The following is a 15,157-nucleotide window of genomic DNA, read 5'->3' as shown; positions in this document are numbered from 1 at the left end:
GCCGACATCATCGCCCGCATCTCCGATATGCCGGTCTCGCGCCTGCACGAGTTGCTGCCGTGGGAATGGGACGGGGCCACGCCCCTGGTCAAGGTCGCTTGACCGCGGCCTCCAGCGAATGCTTACATCGCAACTGGCCCGCACTCAAAACGACCGAACGGGTCCTGTTTCGTCGCGGCCTTCCTTTCTGCCATCGTAATCTGCAAGTCAGAACCGCGTCGCCCTGAAGGGCGTGATATCGTCGTTCATCCGCACACCAAGGGCCAGATCGCGCACGATCCTCGCTGTGGCAGGTGCACTGGTCATGCCAAGGTGGCCGTGGCCAAAGGCCACGATCACGTTCGGCGCGCTTGCAATCCTGTCAATGACGGGAAGGCTGTCGGGAACCGATGGTCGGCAGCCCATCCAGTACTCCGGCGTCGCGTCCGGCAGGTCCGGAAACATGGTTTTAAGGTGCTTCAACAAGGTCTCCGCGCGCGCGTAGTTTGGCGCTGCATCAAGACCGGCAATCTCGACCGTGCCGGCGGCACGCAAGCCCATGGCCATCTGCGTGACAATAAAGGCCTGATCTGCATTCATGATCGGACGTGAGCACATGTTTTCTACGCCTGGCAGAGTGACGTGATACCCGCGCTCGGTTTCAAGGGGCACATTCAGACCCAGGCGGGCCGCCAGGCGCATGGACCAGCCTCCGGCGCTGAGAACGATGCGGTCGGCGCGCAGGATTTCCCCACCTTCCAGAAGGACGCTTGCGTCCCCGCTGACATTGCGGGTCAACTCGGCCACGCGTCCCTTGCGGATGACTCCGCCCAAAGCCTCGAATTTTGCCGCCAAGGCCTGAACGGTCGCAACAGGGTCGATCATGTGCCCATGTCGTTCCAGCAACAGCCCCCTCGCATAATTCGGAGCCATTGCTGGTTCCAGTTCGGTGATTTCTGCAGGTGTCACCCACCGCATCGCGACGGAGTGCTTTTCACGCAGCGCATGGCCGACGCGCTCGCTCCGACTTTGGCGGGGCGAGCGCCAGACGATCAACTGTCCTCGACGCCGGATGAGCCGCGCGGAGTCTTCAGGTCCAAGAAGATCACAGTAATCATCAACCGCCGAATGCAGAAACCCGCGCAGAGCGATGGCCGAGCGATCAACGGTCTCCTGGCGGCTCGCACGGACCCATCTTATCAACCAAGGTGCCGCGCGCGGCAGGTATCGCCAACGGACATGCAATGGCCCTTGCGGGTCAAACAGCCATTTGGGCACCTGTGACAGCATTCCCGGAAGCGCAATGGGCACGATGGATTCGGAACTGATCGAGCCGGCATTTCCAGCAGATGCGCCCTGCCCCGGCTCTTGCCAATCAATCAGCGTGGTCTGCAACCCGGCCTGGGCCAGACGCAGCGCGCTTGCCGTACCGATCACGCCCGCCCCGATGACCAGCGCCGTCCTGGGCGTGTCTGAAAGTGTCATGTCCTGCCTACCAAGCCTGGGCGTAACCGACACGCCGATGATCCGCAGCAGCGCGGCGCGTCGTGCCCGGCATGCGATCCGCGTCGATCATCGACACGGACCCGGCAAGCCAGGTCGAGTCCGGCCAATCGACAACGTTGTGGCCTCTTTGCGCCAGATCCTTGCGAATTTCCTCGGAAATGCGCTCCTCAACCCTCAGAACTCCGGGCTCGGACTCGTGCGGCGTGAAAGAGGACGGAAAGCTGTAGGACGCAATGCGCGGCGCGTCCACAGCCGTCTGGACGTCCATGCCGAACACCAGGTTGTTCAAGAATACCTGCAACATGGCCTGGGTCTGCACGTCGCCGCCCGGCGACCCGAACGGGATAACCCGGTCACGGGTCATCGCCAACGCCGGGTTGGGGGTCAGTCGCGGACGTTTACCCGGAGCAACCGAGGACGCATGCGTGTGATCGACCCAGGATTGCGACCCTCGCCCCGAGACCACAAATCCCAAGCCCGGCACGACGGGCACGTTATAGGATGAATCGCTCGGCGTCGCCGAAAAGGCATTCCCCAAGCGATCGACGACACAGACATAACTCGTGTCCATTTGCCCGGCGATGGGTGGTTCCTTAACGGCAATCTCGCCATGCTCCGGCATCACGGGACTTGCGCGCTCCATATCAATTAGCGCGCGACGCGCCCCGCAGTATGCACTTGAAAGAAGCCTGTCCAAGGGAACGTCCACATGCCGAGGGTCCCCGACATACTGCTCGCGGTCTGCAGCTGCGAGCTTGATCGCCTCCGTGATCACATGCAGGTAATCGGCGCTGTTGTGGTCAAGTGCTTGCAGATCGACGCCTTCAAGCAGCTTGAGCGTCTCTAGCAACATCACGCCCTGGGACCACGCGCCACATCCATGTACCTGCGTCCCGTGAAAGTCGATCTTCAAGGGTTGTTCGACGTCGACACGGAACTCGGACAGGTCGTCAGCGCGCAACCAGCCACCTTCTGATGTCTGATGATCGATAATCGCCTTGGCCAGATCGCCACGATAGAAGGCGTGGCGGGCTGCCATCAAGCCGCCGGCACGACCGCCGCGCACAGCCCCGGCCCGCGCTTCGTCAGCCATGTGTTGAATCGACTGCGCAAGATCAGTCTGGAAAAACAGCTCGCCGATTTTCGGAACCGTGCCCCCGGGCAGGTAGATAGCGGCGTTGCTGGCAAAGCGTTCGAAGTTCCGGCGGTTTTTCTCGATCAACTCCGCCATCAACGGGTACATGTGAAACCCGTTCGCCGCATAATCGACGGCAAAATGTGCGACCTGATCAAAATTCATCGTGCCGTAACGCTCAAGCGCCGTAATCCAGGCATCGGGAGCCGCGGGAACGACACTTCGCAAAATGCTGGCTGGCACCTGCCCATCATGTTCGCGCAGGAACACGGTCGGGTCCGTCCGTTTGGGCCATGGGCCCACACCGCTAATGGACATGACATGGTCATGTTCGGCGCTGTAGAGAATGATCGGCGCGACGCCCGCAAAGCTCACCAGCTCGGATTCCAGCACGCCGAGCGCTATACCTGCCGCCACCCCCGCATCTATTGCGTTTCCGCCGTCCCGCAACACCTCGGCTGCGGCATGGGTGGCCAATGCATGGCCTGACGACACTGCATGCTGTCGGCCATAAAGAACCGGACGAAACTGGGACATGGGGCTCATCTCGTTATAAAGAAGGACGGGCCGACTAGACGGCCCGTCTCGGGATTCTGGTTACTGCTCGATCCAAGGCTCATCGGCCCAGATTTCTTCAAGATCAGAATGGATTTTGCGGACGCTGGCTTCAAATTGCGCGCCATCCATGAATGTCAGAAGCATGTTGTTCTGCGCGGCGATTTCCTGAAACTCGGGGTCTTCCATGGTCAGACGCACCGCTTCGGTGATCTTGTCCATGACCTCTTGTGGTGTTCCTTTTGGCGCCGCGATACCACGCAGGGCCCCCCATTCAACCTCGTAGCCCGCTTCGCCAAATGTTGCGATTTCAGGCGCAACGGTGGTCCGCTCGGAGGACAATGTCCCGATGACGCGCGCCTGGTTTTCCTGGTGGCGCGTGTAGGATGAACTGATGGTGGTCACGCCGCCTTCGATATGGCCGCCCATGACCTGGTTTTGCATCTCCGCCGAACCGGGGGATGGGATGAACGCAAACTCGACATCCGCCGCGCGTTCCAGAACCTTGACGGCCAGATGTGCCGCCGACCCGATGCCCGCGCCACCGATCGTGATGGTACCGGGATTTTCGCGCGCGGCTGCAACAAGATCTTCCGGCGTCTCGTAGGGCGTGTCCGTTCCGACCATGATGCTGTGGGGCTCGAACGTGAATGTGCCGGAATATTCGAAGTCGTCGATCTCATAATCGACGTCGCCACCGAACAGAACGGTGACCACGCCCGGCATCGACAGAAGGCCGAGCGTGTAGCCGTCCGGTTCCGCACCGGCCAGCTGGGTCTGCATCAAGGCGCCGCCCGCACCAGGTCGGTTGATGACCACGATGTCAGCGCCCCCCATGTGCTTTTCGAGAAAGGGTTCAGCCTGACGGGCCAGGATATCGAGGTTGCCGCCAGCCGAGAACCCGACCATCAGTTCAATCTGGCGTGTTGGATAATCAGATTGGGCAAAAGCTGCGACGCTCGAAAGTGCAAACACGCTCGTCGTCAGCATTGATGTCACGAATTTCATCGTTTTACTCCCTGTTGCGGTGCATGTTGTCGTCAGCTTTCCTTGCCACGGCACCGGGACAGCAAGGAAAGGAGTCACCCATTTTTCAACGCCTCGGATTGGCGTTCACGCACGTGTCGATAGAGCGGGACCAGCAAGACAAGCACGACCAATCCTGCGATGGTCTTGGAAATCGGGCTTGCCAGCAAATGCCACCAGTCCCCCCGCGAAATCAGCAATGCCGTGCGCAAGTTCTGCTCTGCCATCCCGCCCAGGATCACACCCAAGATCAAGGGCGGCAGAGGAAACTGCATCCGCATCAGGATATAACCGAAGACGCCAAAGCCGATCATCATGAACAGTTCGAACTGACTGTTGTTGACGGTATAAAGACCCAGGCACATCAGGGCGACGATCATCGGGGCCAACATGACCTGCGGCACCCTCAGGACCTGGGCAAAAATGCGCGTGGCGATCATTCCGCCGAGGGCGAATAGCAGGACGGACGTGATCATCATTTGCAGCACGAAGCCGTAGACGATTTCCCCGTTATCGCGGAAAAGCGACGGCCCTGGCTGCAGTCCGTGAACCAGCAATCCGCCCATGATCAAGGCGGCAATCGCGTTGCCAGGCACGCCAAGGGTCAAAGTCGGAATCATCGAGGCCGCGTTGTCCGAACTGTTGCCCGCTTCGGCTGCGGCGACGCCTTTGGGATTGCCCTTGCCGAAACTTTCGGGGTCACGATCTGACCGCTTGGCTTCGTTGTAGCTCAGGAAGGCGGCGATATTGCCGCCTGCCCCGGGCAGGATCCCAACCATGATGCCAATCACGCTGGAACGTATCCATGTGGGTATCAAGTGCGCTATCGGGAAAGGTGTCGACTGACCACGGCCAATTTTGAGGTCCGAGACACGCACGCCTCGCGTTACGGCATCCTCGGCCATTTGCAGAACGCGCGGCAAAGCGAAGAGACCGATGAGCACCACGACGATGTTCACGCCGTCCACCAGCTCCAGCCGTCCAAAGGAAAAACGGATACGTCCGGTGACAGTATCCATTCCCACGCTGGAAATCAGCAATCCCAGCAATGCGCTGATCATGCCCTTGATCGGGTCGCCCCCGATCAGAACGGCGATGGACACCAATCCGAAGGTTGCGATCCAGAAATATTCGGGCGGACCGAAAGCCAGTGTCACAAGCGACAAGGGCGGCGCCAGGAGCAAAAGCGCGAGTGCAGAGCTGAAGCCGCCGACGGCAGATGAAAAGCACGCCACACGCAGTGCGGACGCCGCATTCCCCTGCTCGGTCATGGGATACCCATCAAAAGTCGTGGCAATTGCGGCCGGTGTTCCCGGAATATTGAGCAGGATCGCTGGTATGGCACCGCCATACATGGATCCGTTGTACAAGCCCGCCATAAGACCCAAGGCGACAAGCGGACTCAGTCCGAAGGACAGCGGGATCAGGATGGCAAGGCCGATCGTTGTCGTCAGTCCCGGCAAGGCACCGATCACGATGCCGATCAATGTTCCGAACACCATCGCGGCAACGTTGCTCCAGGTCATCAGGGCGAACCCGGCACCGATCAGATCTTCGATCATGCACCACCCCCGAAGATGGCCGACAAAAGCGCCTCTGGGGGTAACCGTCGTCCCAGCAGCACCACAAAGACCACCCATGCGGAGACCGTGAACAGCACCGCTCCAAGTAGAAGCGTTTTTGCGTCGCGAAAGCCGATGACAAAGGAGAAAACCGGGATGAAGACAAATGTCGCGGTGAAAAACCCGATGCGCGGAAAGATGAAAACGTAGCAGGAGATCAAGACCAACGCGACAAGCAGACGGCCCAGGTTTCGAAAGAAGGGCTCGGCGCTCTGCACGGGCTGTGCCCGCCAAAGAGATCGCACCAGGTACACAACGGAAAGACCGAAAAGCAGTGCGATTTCAAGGCGCGGAAAAAGCGATGCACGCGCGGGAAGCGCAATCGCCTGCATCCATGCCGCCATCGAAAACAGCACAAGGACGGCCGCACAAATGACATCCCGGTTTTTCAGTCGTTGCAATTCACCCACCTTAATATTGCTATGCAATTACAAGTGATTGATTTACGATATGCTCATGGGTAGAACCTGTCAATTGTGGGTTTTGACAACTTTGGCACTTCTCTGACATGAGGCAGCGATGACAAAAAACGCTTCAAACGGTATCGACGATCGTGCATCGTCCGCTTTGCCTCCGGAGCCGACCGACGGCGACGACAGGCTGTATGTCGGCGCGGTGCGCAAAGCATTCAGCGTGCTGTATGCCTTCCGGGAATGCAGTGATCCCCTCAGCCTCGCTGAGATCGCCGAACGCACCGGTATTGGCCGCAGTGCGGCGCAACGCTTTGTTCATACCTTGAAAGCGTTGGGATACTTGCGGCAGGACGCGGCCACTCGGCGCTATCGGCTCACGGCCCGGATGCTGGATTTTGCCTGTGCCTATCTGCGCAACGACCCCATTGTCAGCGTGGCGTTTTCCCATTTGCAGGAAGCCAGTCGACGAACCGGCGAGACCGTGAACCTGACGCGGCGTGATGACGATCAGATCATCTTCGTGTCGCGCTTCCCGAGCACCAGCGTCATCAGCGCGGATCTCGTTATCGGATCGCGTTTGCCGATCTTCTGCACCTCACCCGGACGGGCGATGATGGCGCATCTTCCAGAAGCCGTGGTCGATGACATCTTGTCCGGCTCCAGGCTCAGACAGTACACGGATCACACAATCACCGACCCCGATGCGATCCGCACTCGGCTGGAGGCAATCCGCCGAGATGGGTTCGAGACCGCGTTCCAGGAGTATTTCGTGGGGGATCTTTCGATCGCCGCCCCGATCTTTCGCAAGGACGGCAGAGTCAGCGCGGCTGTGAACATTGCCGTCGCAACACCGCGCTGGACACCGGAGCGGATGGTCGAAGAGCTTGCGCCGATCGTGGTCGAAACTGCGAGGGCAATCTCCGCCAATGGCTGGGAACGCTAGTGTTCTGCACCTGACACAAGATTCCCAGCCTACATCTGGGGCGCCTTCAACCTTCGGACAACGGTCCGAGCGTCGGCAATGCGCAGAGAGCTAGACCCTGCAAAACTGCAAACTACGCCCGCTCTTCACGACACACCCGGCCCTCTTCTGCCGTTCAGGTTGGATGGCATGCTGCGTAGCGGCTTCACTGAACCGGCCGTTCACCATCGACGCAGCATCAATATCCTCAACATTGAAATCGCGGGAAAGGCTCGGCGTGGTCGCACGGGCTGATCTCGATTCTCTCGGGTCACAATCGAATTAAGTCCCATACCGGCGTTCGAGAGTTCGAAACCTATCCGGAACGACATCGATATTGCAACTGTTGCCACTTCCGATTGTCGGCACAGAATTTGTTTGCTCTGGCTAAGCCCTCGGATCACGGTAAGGCTGCTACGTACGCCGCGCAAGGATCACAAATTGAAGTAACCCTTTGAAGGAGGCCGTTCCGACATGAAGATCCACTCGAGCACGCCTGCGAAGCTGGAAATCTACCATCGGCCTGTATTTTGGGCGGTTGTCTTCGGTTGCATTCTCTTTGGTCTGGCCGGATGGGGCCTCGCGGGACTTCTGGAAGGCGAATGGATGACGGCCCTCATTGCTGTTGGTCTCGGTGCAGTGATGGGCTGGCTGGTGTTCCGACAATTCCTGATCAGCTTTTCACTTGTGCTGGACCGTGACGCAGATCGCATCGCTTATCATGACACCAAGGGCGTGTGGATCGACACGCCGCTGTCGCGTCTGACATCGGTAGCCTGTGACGCCAAGCTTGATACCGATAATGGTGAAGCGCAAAGGGCGCTTGTCTTGCATCTGGATGATGCCGGTGAACCAGCGCAAATACGCCTTGCTGCGTTCAAATTGCGAACGGAGGATGTTCTGGACAGCGAACATGCCATCAACCAGTGGCTGGGGCAGGAGACCGTCGCCGTGGCCGAAAAACAGAGGCTGGAGATCACGGTTCCCGTGCTGCCTCTTGCATGGCTGGCAATCGTAGCTTGTGCTTTCGTTATTCTCAACGCGCCAGTGGCCCTGTTTTCCGGTGAAGTGGTGCGGGCGGCGCTGTTGATCGCAATTGGTGGCGGGGCGGGATATGTCTGGCTGGAAAAAGTGTTGGTTCGGCTGGATCTGACGTTCGACCCTGCGGCTGGCGTGATCTCGATGAGGCGCAGCAATATGCTGGGCAAGACGACGTGGCTACTGCCGCTACGGCATTTCGACGGGGCTGAACTGATCGAACAGGCCCGTGTCAAAATGGTGCAGACCTCAAACAAGCGCAGCGCCAATGTGGATCTGTTGTTCCGCAACACCCGCCCAAACATGACCATCAGCCTGTCACCCCTTGGCATGCCCGAGGCAGAGGCAAAGCGGATCGCATCGCAGATCAATGCTTGGTTGCAGGATTTTGGGGGGCCGAAGGCATGAGTGTGCACACCGACACGGCAGAGAAGCTGGTGATTTCCGTGCAACTGCCGCGTTTTCTGTTGTGGGTCATGGGACTTCCCGTCGGGATCGTTTTGCTGGTGGGCCTGTTTGAGGTGGTATCGGGCAGCACCACCAGCGGCCTAATGCTGATCGTCATATTCGGCGGGTTCTTCGGCTGGGCCTTTCTGCGGATATCCGAACGTGCCGACCTTGTGCTGGACGCGCAGGTGGGCACAGTGCGTCTGACGCGGAGGACTTTGACAGGCACGCGGGTCGAGGCATTTGCGCTAGTTGATCTCGACAGCGCAGAGCTGTCGCGCAATCCGCGTCGCGGAAGCGGTGCAATTGACCTTGTGTTCACCAACACCCGGCCTGCCACCCGCATTCCTCTGACAGGCTGGGGCGTGTCACAGGGCGGCATGGCACCGCTGGCCCAGAAGATCAATGACTGGTTGGCGCAAGCAAGAGCCAGATGACAGGCCGAAACAATCAGGAGCTTTTGCCATCAAGTCGAAATCCACTTGGGCATTTCAGGTCAACACGCAACGCCTTTACCCTAAAACGGGTCGTCTTGTTCGCAAGCGGGCCTATCCAGGAGATCATCATGCAATCATTACTTCGGCGATGCGCCAGCCTTGTTCTTGTCGGACTTTTCGCCTTGCCCTTGGCCACAGCGGCCGAGACCCGCGCGTGGATTCCCCACGGCATCACCCTGCCGGATGAACACGAAATCATGCTTGAACAGCAGATCGGCTCTTCCACGCATATCCTACAGATTCTGGTAGAGACAGACCCGTTGCCCTTGTTTGACGAATGGCAGGCTGCGCTTATCGCTGGCGGCTATGAGGTCGACGACAGTATGCTTTTTGATGGGCGGCTCTTGTTCTCTGGCATCGGGGTCGAAACTGGTCAGATCGTTGTCCAGCAGTTCGAAGTGGCGGAGTTCATGATCCAGATCGACGCAACCTTTGCTGCCGAATGAGCGGCGCAGCGCAGACCTTTGGCGCACCATTCGGTCATTTTCCTTCAGGGGGGGCATTCGAAACCTCTGAGCCCCCCCGAACCGGCACAGACCAACTTCCAGCGGCTCGCCAGTGCCGGTGACAACCTTCATCCCCGCAGTACAACCTGTGTACCAGCTTGAGGAAATGTGAAGACAGGCTGGGGTGAGCGTCGGCTTCGGTCGAATGCTGCCGGTTAATTGATGCACCTCCGTCCATCGGCTTTCCGCCGGGTCTGCGGGCGCCGCCATCGGATGCAGGTGCAGAATGAATGTCCATTTTGGGCCTGGAAGGGGACATTGGCCGCGAGACGCTTGAAGGTCGGCTCTGGGCCGACTTTACTCGGCTAGATCATCCAAGGTCACGCCGAGCGCTTCGGACAACGCGCGCAGGGTCGCGATAGAACCCTGCTTACGGCCGGTTTCGATCTCGGCCACGGTCACGCGATTCACGCCCGCCTTTTCGGCCAAGGCGGCTTGCGTCATCCCGCGCAGGTCCCGGTAGACGCGCAAAGCGTTTTCGCCGTTCAGCAGCCGGTTCACGTAATCCGCGGGGATCAGTTCATCCTCGCCCGCTGCAAGTGCGGCCTTGGCGCGGTCGTAGGTCTGAAGATCGGCCAGATCTTCGGCCGCGGCCCGCAAGCGGTCATATTCTTCGCGCGGGATTGTCACCATCTCGTTCATGTCATGCCCTTTCAGTCATAGATGCCGCCCCGAGGACCGATGTCCAGCACGGCCAGGACGTTGCCCTGATCGTCCATGATCACCCGCCAAGCCCCGATACGCAGCCGGATCCCCTCTCGGCCTTTGAGGGATTTCAGGTTGTTGGCCTGCGAGGCTGGGTCTGTCGCATACGCCTCGATCTTGGTACGGATCAGCGTGGCCGTATTCGCAGGCATCCGCCGCAACGCCCGAATAGCGGCTTTCGTATAGCTGATCTGCTTCATGCTGTAGCTTTAGGCGACACGCGGTGCAAAGTCAAGAAAATGTCGCTTTCAGCGACATGCCTGGCCGACCTGAAACGGCCAGGCACAGCTCACAAGTCGATCCCCTCCGACAAGGACAAGGCATCATCCAGATCAACGCCGAGATAACGCACAGTGCTGTCCATCTTCGTGTGGCCAAGAAGCAGTTGAACAGCGCGCAGGTTGCCGGTCTTCTCATAAATCTGGGCAACCTTCGTGCGCCGCATCGAATGGGTGCCGTAGGCGCTTGGTTCCAACCCGATCGAGAGCACCCAATCGCGCATGATCCGCGCATATTGCCGCGTCGACAGATGCGGGCTTGCGTGCAGGCGGCTGGGCCAGAGATATTCGCAACCGATCATTTCGGGATCCTTGATCCATCGTTCCAATGACAGGCGCGTCGTTTCAGTGATCTCGAATCGGACAGGCTTGCGCGTTTTGCTCTGTGTGACCGAAGCACGTTCTTTGACACGACCCGCAGCGTAAACATCGTTCACCCTCAGGCAGACCAGATCGCAACCCCGGAGCTTGCAATCGATGGCCATGTTGAACAGCGCAAGATCGCGCCTGTTGTCTGCCATTTCCAGACGGACACGTATGGACCAGACATGCTTGGGCAGAAGCGGGCGCTTCTGGCCGACAATGCGCCCCTTGTTCCAAGGCGCGCGTGTAGGACGAAGGGCGGGTAAGGTTTCGATGGACATGACTTCTCTCCTGTCCCCCAAACCCGCCACGTCTTCGGCCATGCCGACAGGACAGCCTAACACTCACCGCCGTTCAAGATCTGATAAATCACGTCGGGCGGAAAGTGTGAATCAGCTGCACCTGCGAAGGCACACTGTCAAACACATGAGAGCGGCCATGCAGGGCTCAGGTTCAACGCCCCACCATGCTGCACCAACCACCAAGGTCAGCAATGCGCAAGAGCGGAGTTTGCAAAGTCTGTGCCATTTCCCGACAGCGGCCATTCGTGTAAAGTGCAGCTAATGCCGGGAGAGAGCCCATCATGCATGACGCTGCGGGACGCACGAACGACTGCTTCAGCGAAGGCCACTCGCGCGTCAACCTATAGCGGTCCCTTTCTCAGTATACGCCGCTTAGGCGGTCTGGCTGCATGGATGGCAATACAATCACCGATGCGCCGTGAACTGCGCGACTGTGCAGATCGATAACATCCTGATTGAGCATGCGGATGCAGCCAGATGAGACGGCGCGCCCAAGTTCTTGGGAGGAGGCGTCGCCGTGGACGCGATAAAGCGTATCGATTCCGTCTTGAAAAAGATAAAGCGCGCGCGCACCCATGGGATTACCTGGGCCCGGTTCCATGCCGCCATTGGCAACCGAGTAGGGTTCTAGCTCCGGCTTCCGAGCGATCATCGTTTCAGGCACTTTCCAGCGTGGCCATTTGCGACAAAACTGAAGCCGTGCCGTCCCCTCCCAAGCAAATCCCGCTGCTCCTACACTGACTCCATAGCGCATGGCGCGGTCTGAGGTTTCAATGAAATGGAGGATAGCAGCGTCAGGATCGACGACAATCGTTCCCCGCGGATGATCGCGCCAAGGATTGGCAACCTCCCGACGCCAATACTCAGGTGCCAGCTTTCCTTCTGGTATAGCCTGGATTGGATAGGGCTCGTCTGTGATGGCACCGTAGAACGCCGGTAGTGACGGATACTGTGGCGTAACTGGCGCCTTGCGCGTGACGATGGTGGTTTCGGGTTGGGTACAGGCAGCAAGGCCTGCTACCGCCCCGAGGGCAATGAACTTTCGACGTGTCAGCATTTGGTTTGTCCTTGTTTTCGTGACGGGCGTGGCGCTTGGTGCGCCGCTCGGTCACGAAAACCGCGGAGGACCTGTTGGCGGGGCATGTATCTGGCTGACACCCTGCCAAGTTTCTTTGAGAAACATTCCTTCAGCGACATTTGTCGCAGCAAACGTCGCAACGCTCAACTGAACGGCGATATCCGGCCCGCAGGGTGAGCTTGGCATGGTCGCGGTGCGGCATTTGCGCTTCACCGATACGATTACGTCTGCATGATCGGAGACAAAGGCGTCAGAAATATTCGAGGTTTTGACCAAAGTGACGGTCGCACCAAAGGCCCCCCAGGGAAGGAGAAGCACCGCAAGGATCACAATCAGGCCGCGCCGAAAAATACTCATGCGGTTCATTCACAGATACCATTTAGAACTACAACCTCAATAAATGGGAATGGACTTATCCGATTATTGAACATCACGCACATGTGAAAATACCGATACTCATGAGACCTGACATCCACACGGGGACAGCGGATTCACGCTTTGTCCCGCACAGCCGACAGTGACCAGCCTGCCGGTGAAGGACAGCAGTTGCAAGTTCGAACCAAGGACTGTGCGTCCGCTCAGGGCTGACAGCCGTCGTCTGACGCTTTTGCTTAAGGGTGCCGAACAAGTGCCCGACACGCTGTATACATCGGGGACCTTATGTCAGGTGCAGAATACTAGCTCCAATTCGGCAGATTTCTAACTGGGCGTTCTGCGATGCGCCTTTCACAATGAGGACACCGTTCTGGTGGTGATCTCGCCAGAGCGCTGAGGATGGCTTGCCTGACGGCTGGCATTGCGAGCCGTCAACCACGACAAGTCAGATGCCCCCCCGACATCGCCCGATTTCGCAACTCGCAAGGCAAGTACGTCATGCGTGACGGCAGGAAGTCGAGGACCTGATGAGTTAGATCGAAGCCGACCCCCGGATCGCATAACCAGACAACTCGATCGTTGATGAGTTGTCTTCAACGTACGGGCATTTCAGATGCAGTGGTTGAGCTGGTTTCCCTCACCGGGTCGCAATGTCGGTGGTGGAGCTTTCATGGCTTGAGTCGCGCGTCAGTGTGGCGGGTAGACGTGATAGAACAGATACGCCTCGCCGTTATAGTAATAGCTGACTTCATATTGGAATCCGTCGGCCTGAATATGTTTTTGAACACCACAATCGTGCCGCCCAGCACCGATGATCGACCCTGGACCCTGAGGGCCCGCCCATTTTCGACGCATGTCGTGGTAAACAATGTCGGCCGCGGTACGGCTGCGCGCAGCATAAAAACCACTCGCACCCAATGCGACCTCGGCTGTCTGTCCTTCGTCACACATCTCGCCCGTGTCGTTGCGACGCGCAATTTTCTTTGAATCACAATACCCCCGGATCAAATTCGAATGCTTGGCTTGAAAATACAATTCCACATAACAGTGGAACCGTTTCGCCAAATGGCGCGGCGCGGCACCGGCACCCTGACCAGCACGAGGCGCGTCAAATTCAATCGTGATAACGTTTGTCTTGTGATAGTTATTGCCTTGATCGAGAATGGCCTGAGGCACGGGCATGGTCAGCGCTCCCTTGATCGAATTTTCCCAAAAGAATACCTTTCCGACCACATTGAAGCCCGGTATCGCACCGATCAAGCCTTTTGTATCCATTGTACTGAAACAATGTTCCACCTTCGGTTTGCCTCGATATCAGCCCGCAACCCCAACAGACATCCTTGGTCGATGCCGTCATCACCTTTCGCAGTGTCACAAAGGTGGTTGGAGAGTGCTTTTCCAAAAGTTCACACTACGGGTTGTGTTCAATTGGGTTCATACTCAGAGGCAGTGGAAAGCTTTCTTGAGCACCGGATTTTCAGGGGTGTCAGGATGCCGTTCAACATGCGGCCACAAAAAGCTGCGTGCTTCGCCCGGTGACGCGGTACGCCATCAAGCCAATCCACTCCTTGACTGCGATGTTGAGCACGGAGAGCCGGCCTCCGAGGTCCCAGCCGATCTCAAGGCTTCCAATGCCACGATAATCAACCGGATAGGGTATGATGTTTCGCCATCCGGCAGCGCAAAACGTACCAACGGCCCGCGGCATGTGAAAGGCGGAGGTGACCAGCAGCCAAGGCCCTGTGATATCGTCAGAAACCAGGACTCGCGTGTTGGCGGCGTTTTCGGCCGTGTTTCGGGAGCGGTTTTCCAGCAAGATACGGTCGCTGTTGACCCCTGCCTCTGCAAGGATTTGTTCTGCCAAGTCAGCGCCAGGGACCCCATGCCCAAGCAATTTCCCACTGCCACCTGTGAAGACAACTCCGGCCTCTGGATAGGTGCGAGCAAGGGCTATTCCGGCGAGGAAGCGGTCACCAGCCTCGTTGACGCCAGCAAGCCCGGTTGCCAGCATGGCAGAGCCGTCTTCCCCGCCACCCAGAATGAGGATCCCGGCGGGATCAGACACAGCCGGATTTGGCTGGAACTGCGTTTCAAGTGGACGCAGAAGCAGAGCTCCCAAGGGGAGTGTTCCGATCACCAGGGTAAAGACGAGAGCCGCAAGGAGAAATCGACGGCCCCAAATCCTGTTGTCGGCCCTGCTCGCAAGCAGGGCAAGCAAGAGCAGAACGACCAGCCAGCTTTCCGGTGTAAGCATTCGCTGGAGGCCGCGGTCAAGCGACCTTGACCAGGGGCGTGGCCCCGTCCCATTCCCACGGCAGCAACTCGTGCAGGCGCGAGACCGGCATATCGGAGATGCGGGCGATGATGTCGG

Annotated in this window: 16 protein-coding genes; 4 read left to right on the top strand and 12 right to left on the bottom strand. The window is 58.5% G+C overall.

All coding sequences use genetic code 11. From position 1 onward, the window contains the following. Nucleotides 1-207: 207 nt before the first annotated feature. The 5 genes from IEV82_RS22660 to IEV82_RS24110 form a co-directional block, all read right to left on the bottom strand. Nucleotides 208-1,464, bottom strand: coding sequence for an NAD(P)/FAD-dependent oxidoreductase (locus IEV82_RS22660; protein ID WP_188484364.1), 1,257 nt, complete (start codon nt 1,462-1,464; stop codon nt 208-210). A 7-nt stretch (nt 1,465-1,471) separates the two neighbouring features. Further along, nucleotides 1,472-3,097, bottom strand: coding sequence for a gamma-glutamyltransferase family protein (locus IEV82_RS22655; RefSeq protein ID WP_229747985.1), 1,626 nt, complete (start codon nt 3,095-3,097; stop codon nt 1,472-1,474). Nucleotides 3,098-3,217: 120 nt separating this feature from the next. Continuing rightward, complete coding sequence (locus IEV82_RS22650) at nt 3,218-4,183, bottom strand: Bug family tripartite tricarboxylate transporter substrate binding protein (RefSeq protein WP_188484362.1); 966 nt, start codon at nt 4,181-4,183, stop codon at nt 3,218-3,220. A gap of 74 nt (nt 4,184-4,257) precedes the next feature. Next, nucleotides 4,258-5,703 carry a tripartite tricarboxylate transporter permease gene (locus IEV82_RS22645; protein ID WP_373285264.1) on the bottom strand — a complete coding sequence of 482 codons (1,446 nt, stop codon included), beginning with the start codon at nt 5,701-5,703 and terminating at the stop codon, nt 4,258-4,260. 56 nt (nt 5,704-5,759) lie between these two features. Continuing rightward, the gene (locus IEV82_RS24110) at nt 5,760-6,155 is read right to left on the bottom strand and encodes a tripartite tricarboxylate transporter TctB family protein (RefSeq protein WP_373285263.1); all 396 of its coding nucleotides are present in this window, start codon (nt 6,153-6,155) and stop codon (nt 5,760-5,762) included. 187 nt (nt 6,156-6,342) lie between these two features. Between IEV82_RS24110 and IEV82_RS22635 the strand changes: the two genes are divergently transcribed. From IEV82_RS22635 to IEV82_RS22620, 4 genes are all read left to right on the top strand, one after another. Continuing rightward, entirely contained in the window at nt 6,343-7,179 is an 837-nt protein-coding gene (locus IEV82_RS22635; protein WP_188484359.1) for an IclR family transcriptional regulator, read from the top strand. Nucleotides 7,180-7,671: 492 nt separating this feature from the next. Then, on the top strand, nt 7,672-8,643 hold the full coding sequence (locus tag IEV82_RS22630) for a hypothetical protein (protein ID WP_188484358.1): 972 nt from the start codon (nt 7,672-7,674) through the stop codon (nt 8,641-8,643). Next, the gene (locus IEV82_RS22625; RefSeq protein WP_188484357.1) at nt 8,640-9,119 is read left to right on the top strand and encodes a hypothetical protein; all 480 of its coding nucleotides are present in this window, start codon (nt 8,640-8,642) and stop codon (nt 9,117-9,119) included. The genes IEV82_RS22630 and IEV82_RS22625 overlap by 4 nt, the downstream gene beginning before the upstream one ends. A gap of 128 nt (nt 9,120-9,247) precedes the next feature. Further along, nucleotides 9,248-9,625 carry a hypothetical protein gene (locus IEV82_RS22620; protein ID WP_188484356.1) on the top strand — a complete coding sequence of 126 codons (378 nt, stop codon included), beginning with the start codon at nt 9,248-9,250 and terminating at the stop codon, nt 9,623-9,625. Between the two features lie 357 nt (nt 9,626-9,982). On the opposite strand, the gene IEV82_RS22615 is transcribed toward IEV82_RS22620, so the two are convergent. The 7 genes from IEV82_RS22615 to IEV82_RS22585 all read right to left on the bottom strand — a co-directional run bounded on the left by IEV82_RS22615 (nt 9,983) and on the right by IEV82_RS22585 (nt 15,040). Further along, nucleotides 9,983-10,327, bottom strand: a complete 345-nt coding sequence (locus IEV82_RS22615) for a helix-turn-helix transcriptional regulator (protein ID WP_188484355.1) — start codon at nt 10,325-10,327, stop codon at nt 9,983-9,985. Between the two features lie 11 nt (nt 10,328-10,338). Next, a complete protein-coding gene (locus tag IEV82_RS22610; RefSeq protein WP_188484354.1) occupies nt 10,339-10,590 on the bottom strand; it encodes a type II toxin-antitoxin system RelE family toxin in 252 nt (83 codons plus the stop codon). Nucleotides 10,591-10,679: 89 nt separating this feature from the next. Then, the gene (locus IEV82_RS22605; RefSeq protein ID WP_188484353.1) at nt 10,680-11,312 is read right to left on the bottom strand and encodes a tyrosine-type recombinase/integrase; all 633 of its coding nucleotides are present in this window, start codon (nt 11,310-11,312) and stop codon (nt 10,680-10,682) included. A 379-nt stretch (nt 11,313-11,691) separates the two neighbouring features. Next, entirely contained in the window at nt 11,692-12,390 is a 699-nt protein-coding gene (locus tag IEV82_RS22600; protein WP_188484352.1) for a L,D-transpeptidase, read from the bottom strand. 51 nt (nt 12,391-12,441) lie between these two features. Continuing rightward, nucleotides 12,442-12,777, bottom strand: coding sequence for a hypothetical protein (locus IEV82_RS22595; protein ID WP_188484351.1), 336 nt, complete (start codon nt 12,775-12,777; stop codon nt 12,442-12,444). Nucleotides 12,778-13,473: 696 nt separating this feature from the next. After that, nucleotides 13,474-14,061: a hypothetical protein gene (locus tag IEV82_RS22590; protein ID WP_188484350.1), complete on the bottom strand. Its 588-nt coding sequence runs from the start codon at nt 14,059-14,061 to the stop codon at nt 13,474-13,476. A gap of 223 nt (nt 14,062-14,284) precedes the next feature. Then, nucleotides 14,285-15,040 (bottom strand): YdcF family protein, encoded by a 756-nt coding sequence (locus IEV82_RS22585; RefSeq protein WP_188484349.1) that lies wholly within the window; start codon nt 15,038-15,040, stop codon nt 14,285-14,287. Between the last annotated feature and the right edge of the window lie 117 nt (nt 15,041-15,157).

The sequence above is a fragment of the Marivita lacus genome, assembly GCF_014637725.1.
In the GTDB taxonomy this organism is placed as follows: domain Bacteria; phylum Pseudomonadota; class Alphaproteobacteria; order Rhodobacterales; family Rhodobacteraceae; genus Marivita; species Marivita lacus.
The sequence above is the reverse complement of the archived record's forward strand: the minus strand, read 5'-3'. Positions and strand labels throughout refer to the sequence as shown.

Excerpts from the sequence above, each read along its gene's own strand:
- IEV82_RS22600 (WP_188484352.1), bottom strand. The coding sequence starts at position 12,390 with ATGCTGACACGTCGAAAGTTCATTGCCCTCGGGGCGGTAGCAGGCCTT.
- IEV82_RS22610 (WP_188484354.1), bottom strand. The coding sequence starts at position 10,590 with ATGAAGCAGATCAGCTATACGAAAGCCGCTATTCGGGCGTTGCGGCGG.
- IEV82_RS22660 (WP_188484364.1), bottom strand. The coding sequence starts at position 1,464 with ATGACACTTTCAGACACGCCCAGGACGGCGCTGGTCATCGGGGCGGGC.
- IEV82_RS22625 (WP_188484357.1), top strand. The coding sequence starts at position 8,640 with ATGAGTGTGCACACCGACACGGCAGAGAAGCTGGTGATTTCCGTGCAA.
- IEV82_RS22630 (WP_188484358.1), top strand. The coding sequence starts at position 7,672 with ATGAAGATCCACTCGAGCACGCCTGCGAAGCTGGAAATCTACCATCGG.
- IEV82_RS22620 (WP_188484356.1), top strand. The coding sequence starts at position 9,248 with ATGCAATCATTACTTCGGCGATGCGCCAGCCTTGTTCTTGTCGGACTT.
- IEV82_RS24110 (WP_373285263.1), bottom strand. The coding sequence starts at position 6,155 with ATGCAGGCGATTGCGCTTCCCGCGCGTGCATCGCTTTTTCCGCGCCTT.
- IEV82_RS22645 (WP_373285264.1), bottom strand. The coding sequence starts at position 5,703 with ATGGTGTTCGGAACATTGATCGGCATCGTGATCGGTGCCTTGCCGGGA.
- IEV82_RS22615 (WP_188484355.1), bottom strand. The coding sequence starts at position 10,327 with ATGAACGAGATGGTGACAATCCCGCGCGAAGAATATGACCGCTTGCGG.
- IEV82_RS22590 (WP_188484350.1), bottom strand. The coding sequence starts at position 14,061 with ATGGATACAAAAGGCTTGATCGGTGCGATACCGGGCTTCAATGTGGTC.
- IEV82_RS22650 (WP_188484362.1), bottom strand. The coding sequence starts at position 4,183 with ATGAAATTCGTGACATCAATGCTGACGACGAGCGTGTTTGCACTTTCG.
- IEV82_RS22585 (WP_188484349.1), bottom strand. The coding sequence starts at position 15,040 with ATGCTTACACCGGAAAGCTGGCTGGTCGTTCTGCTCTTGCTTGCCCTG.
- IEV82_RS22595 (WP_188484351.1), bottom strand. The coding sequence starts at position 12,777 with ATGAACCGCATGAGTATTTTTCGGCGCGGCCTGATTGTGATCCTTGCG.
- IEV82_RS22605 (WP_188484353.1), bottom strand. The coding sequence starts at position 11,312 with ATGTCCATCGAAACCTTACCCGCCCTTCGTCCTACACGCGCGCCTTGG.
- IEV82_RS22635 (WP_188484359.1), top strand. The coding sequence starts at position 6,343 with ATGACAAAAAACGCTTCAAACGGTATCGACGATCGTGCATCGTCCGCT.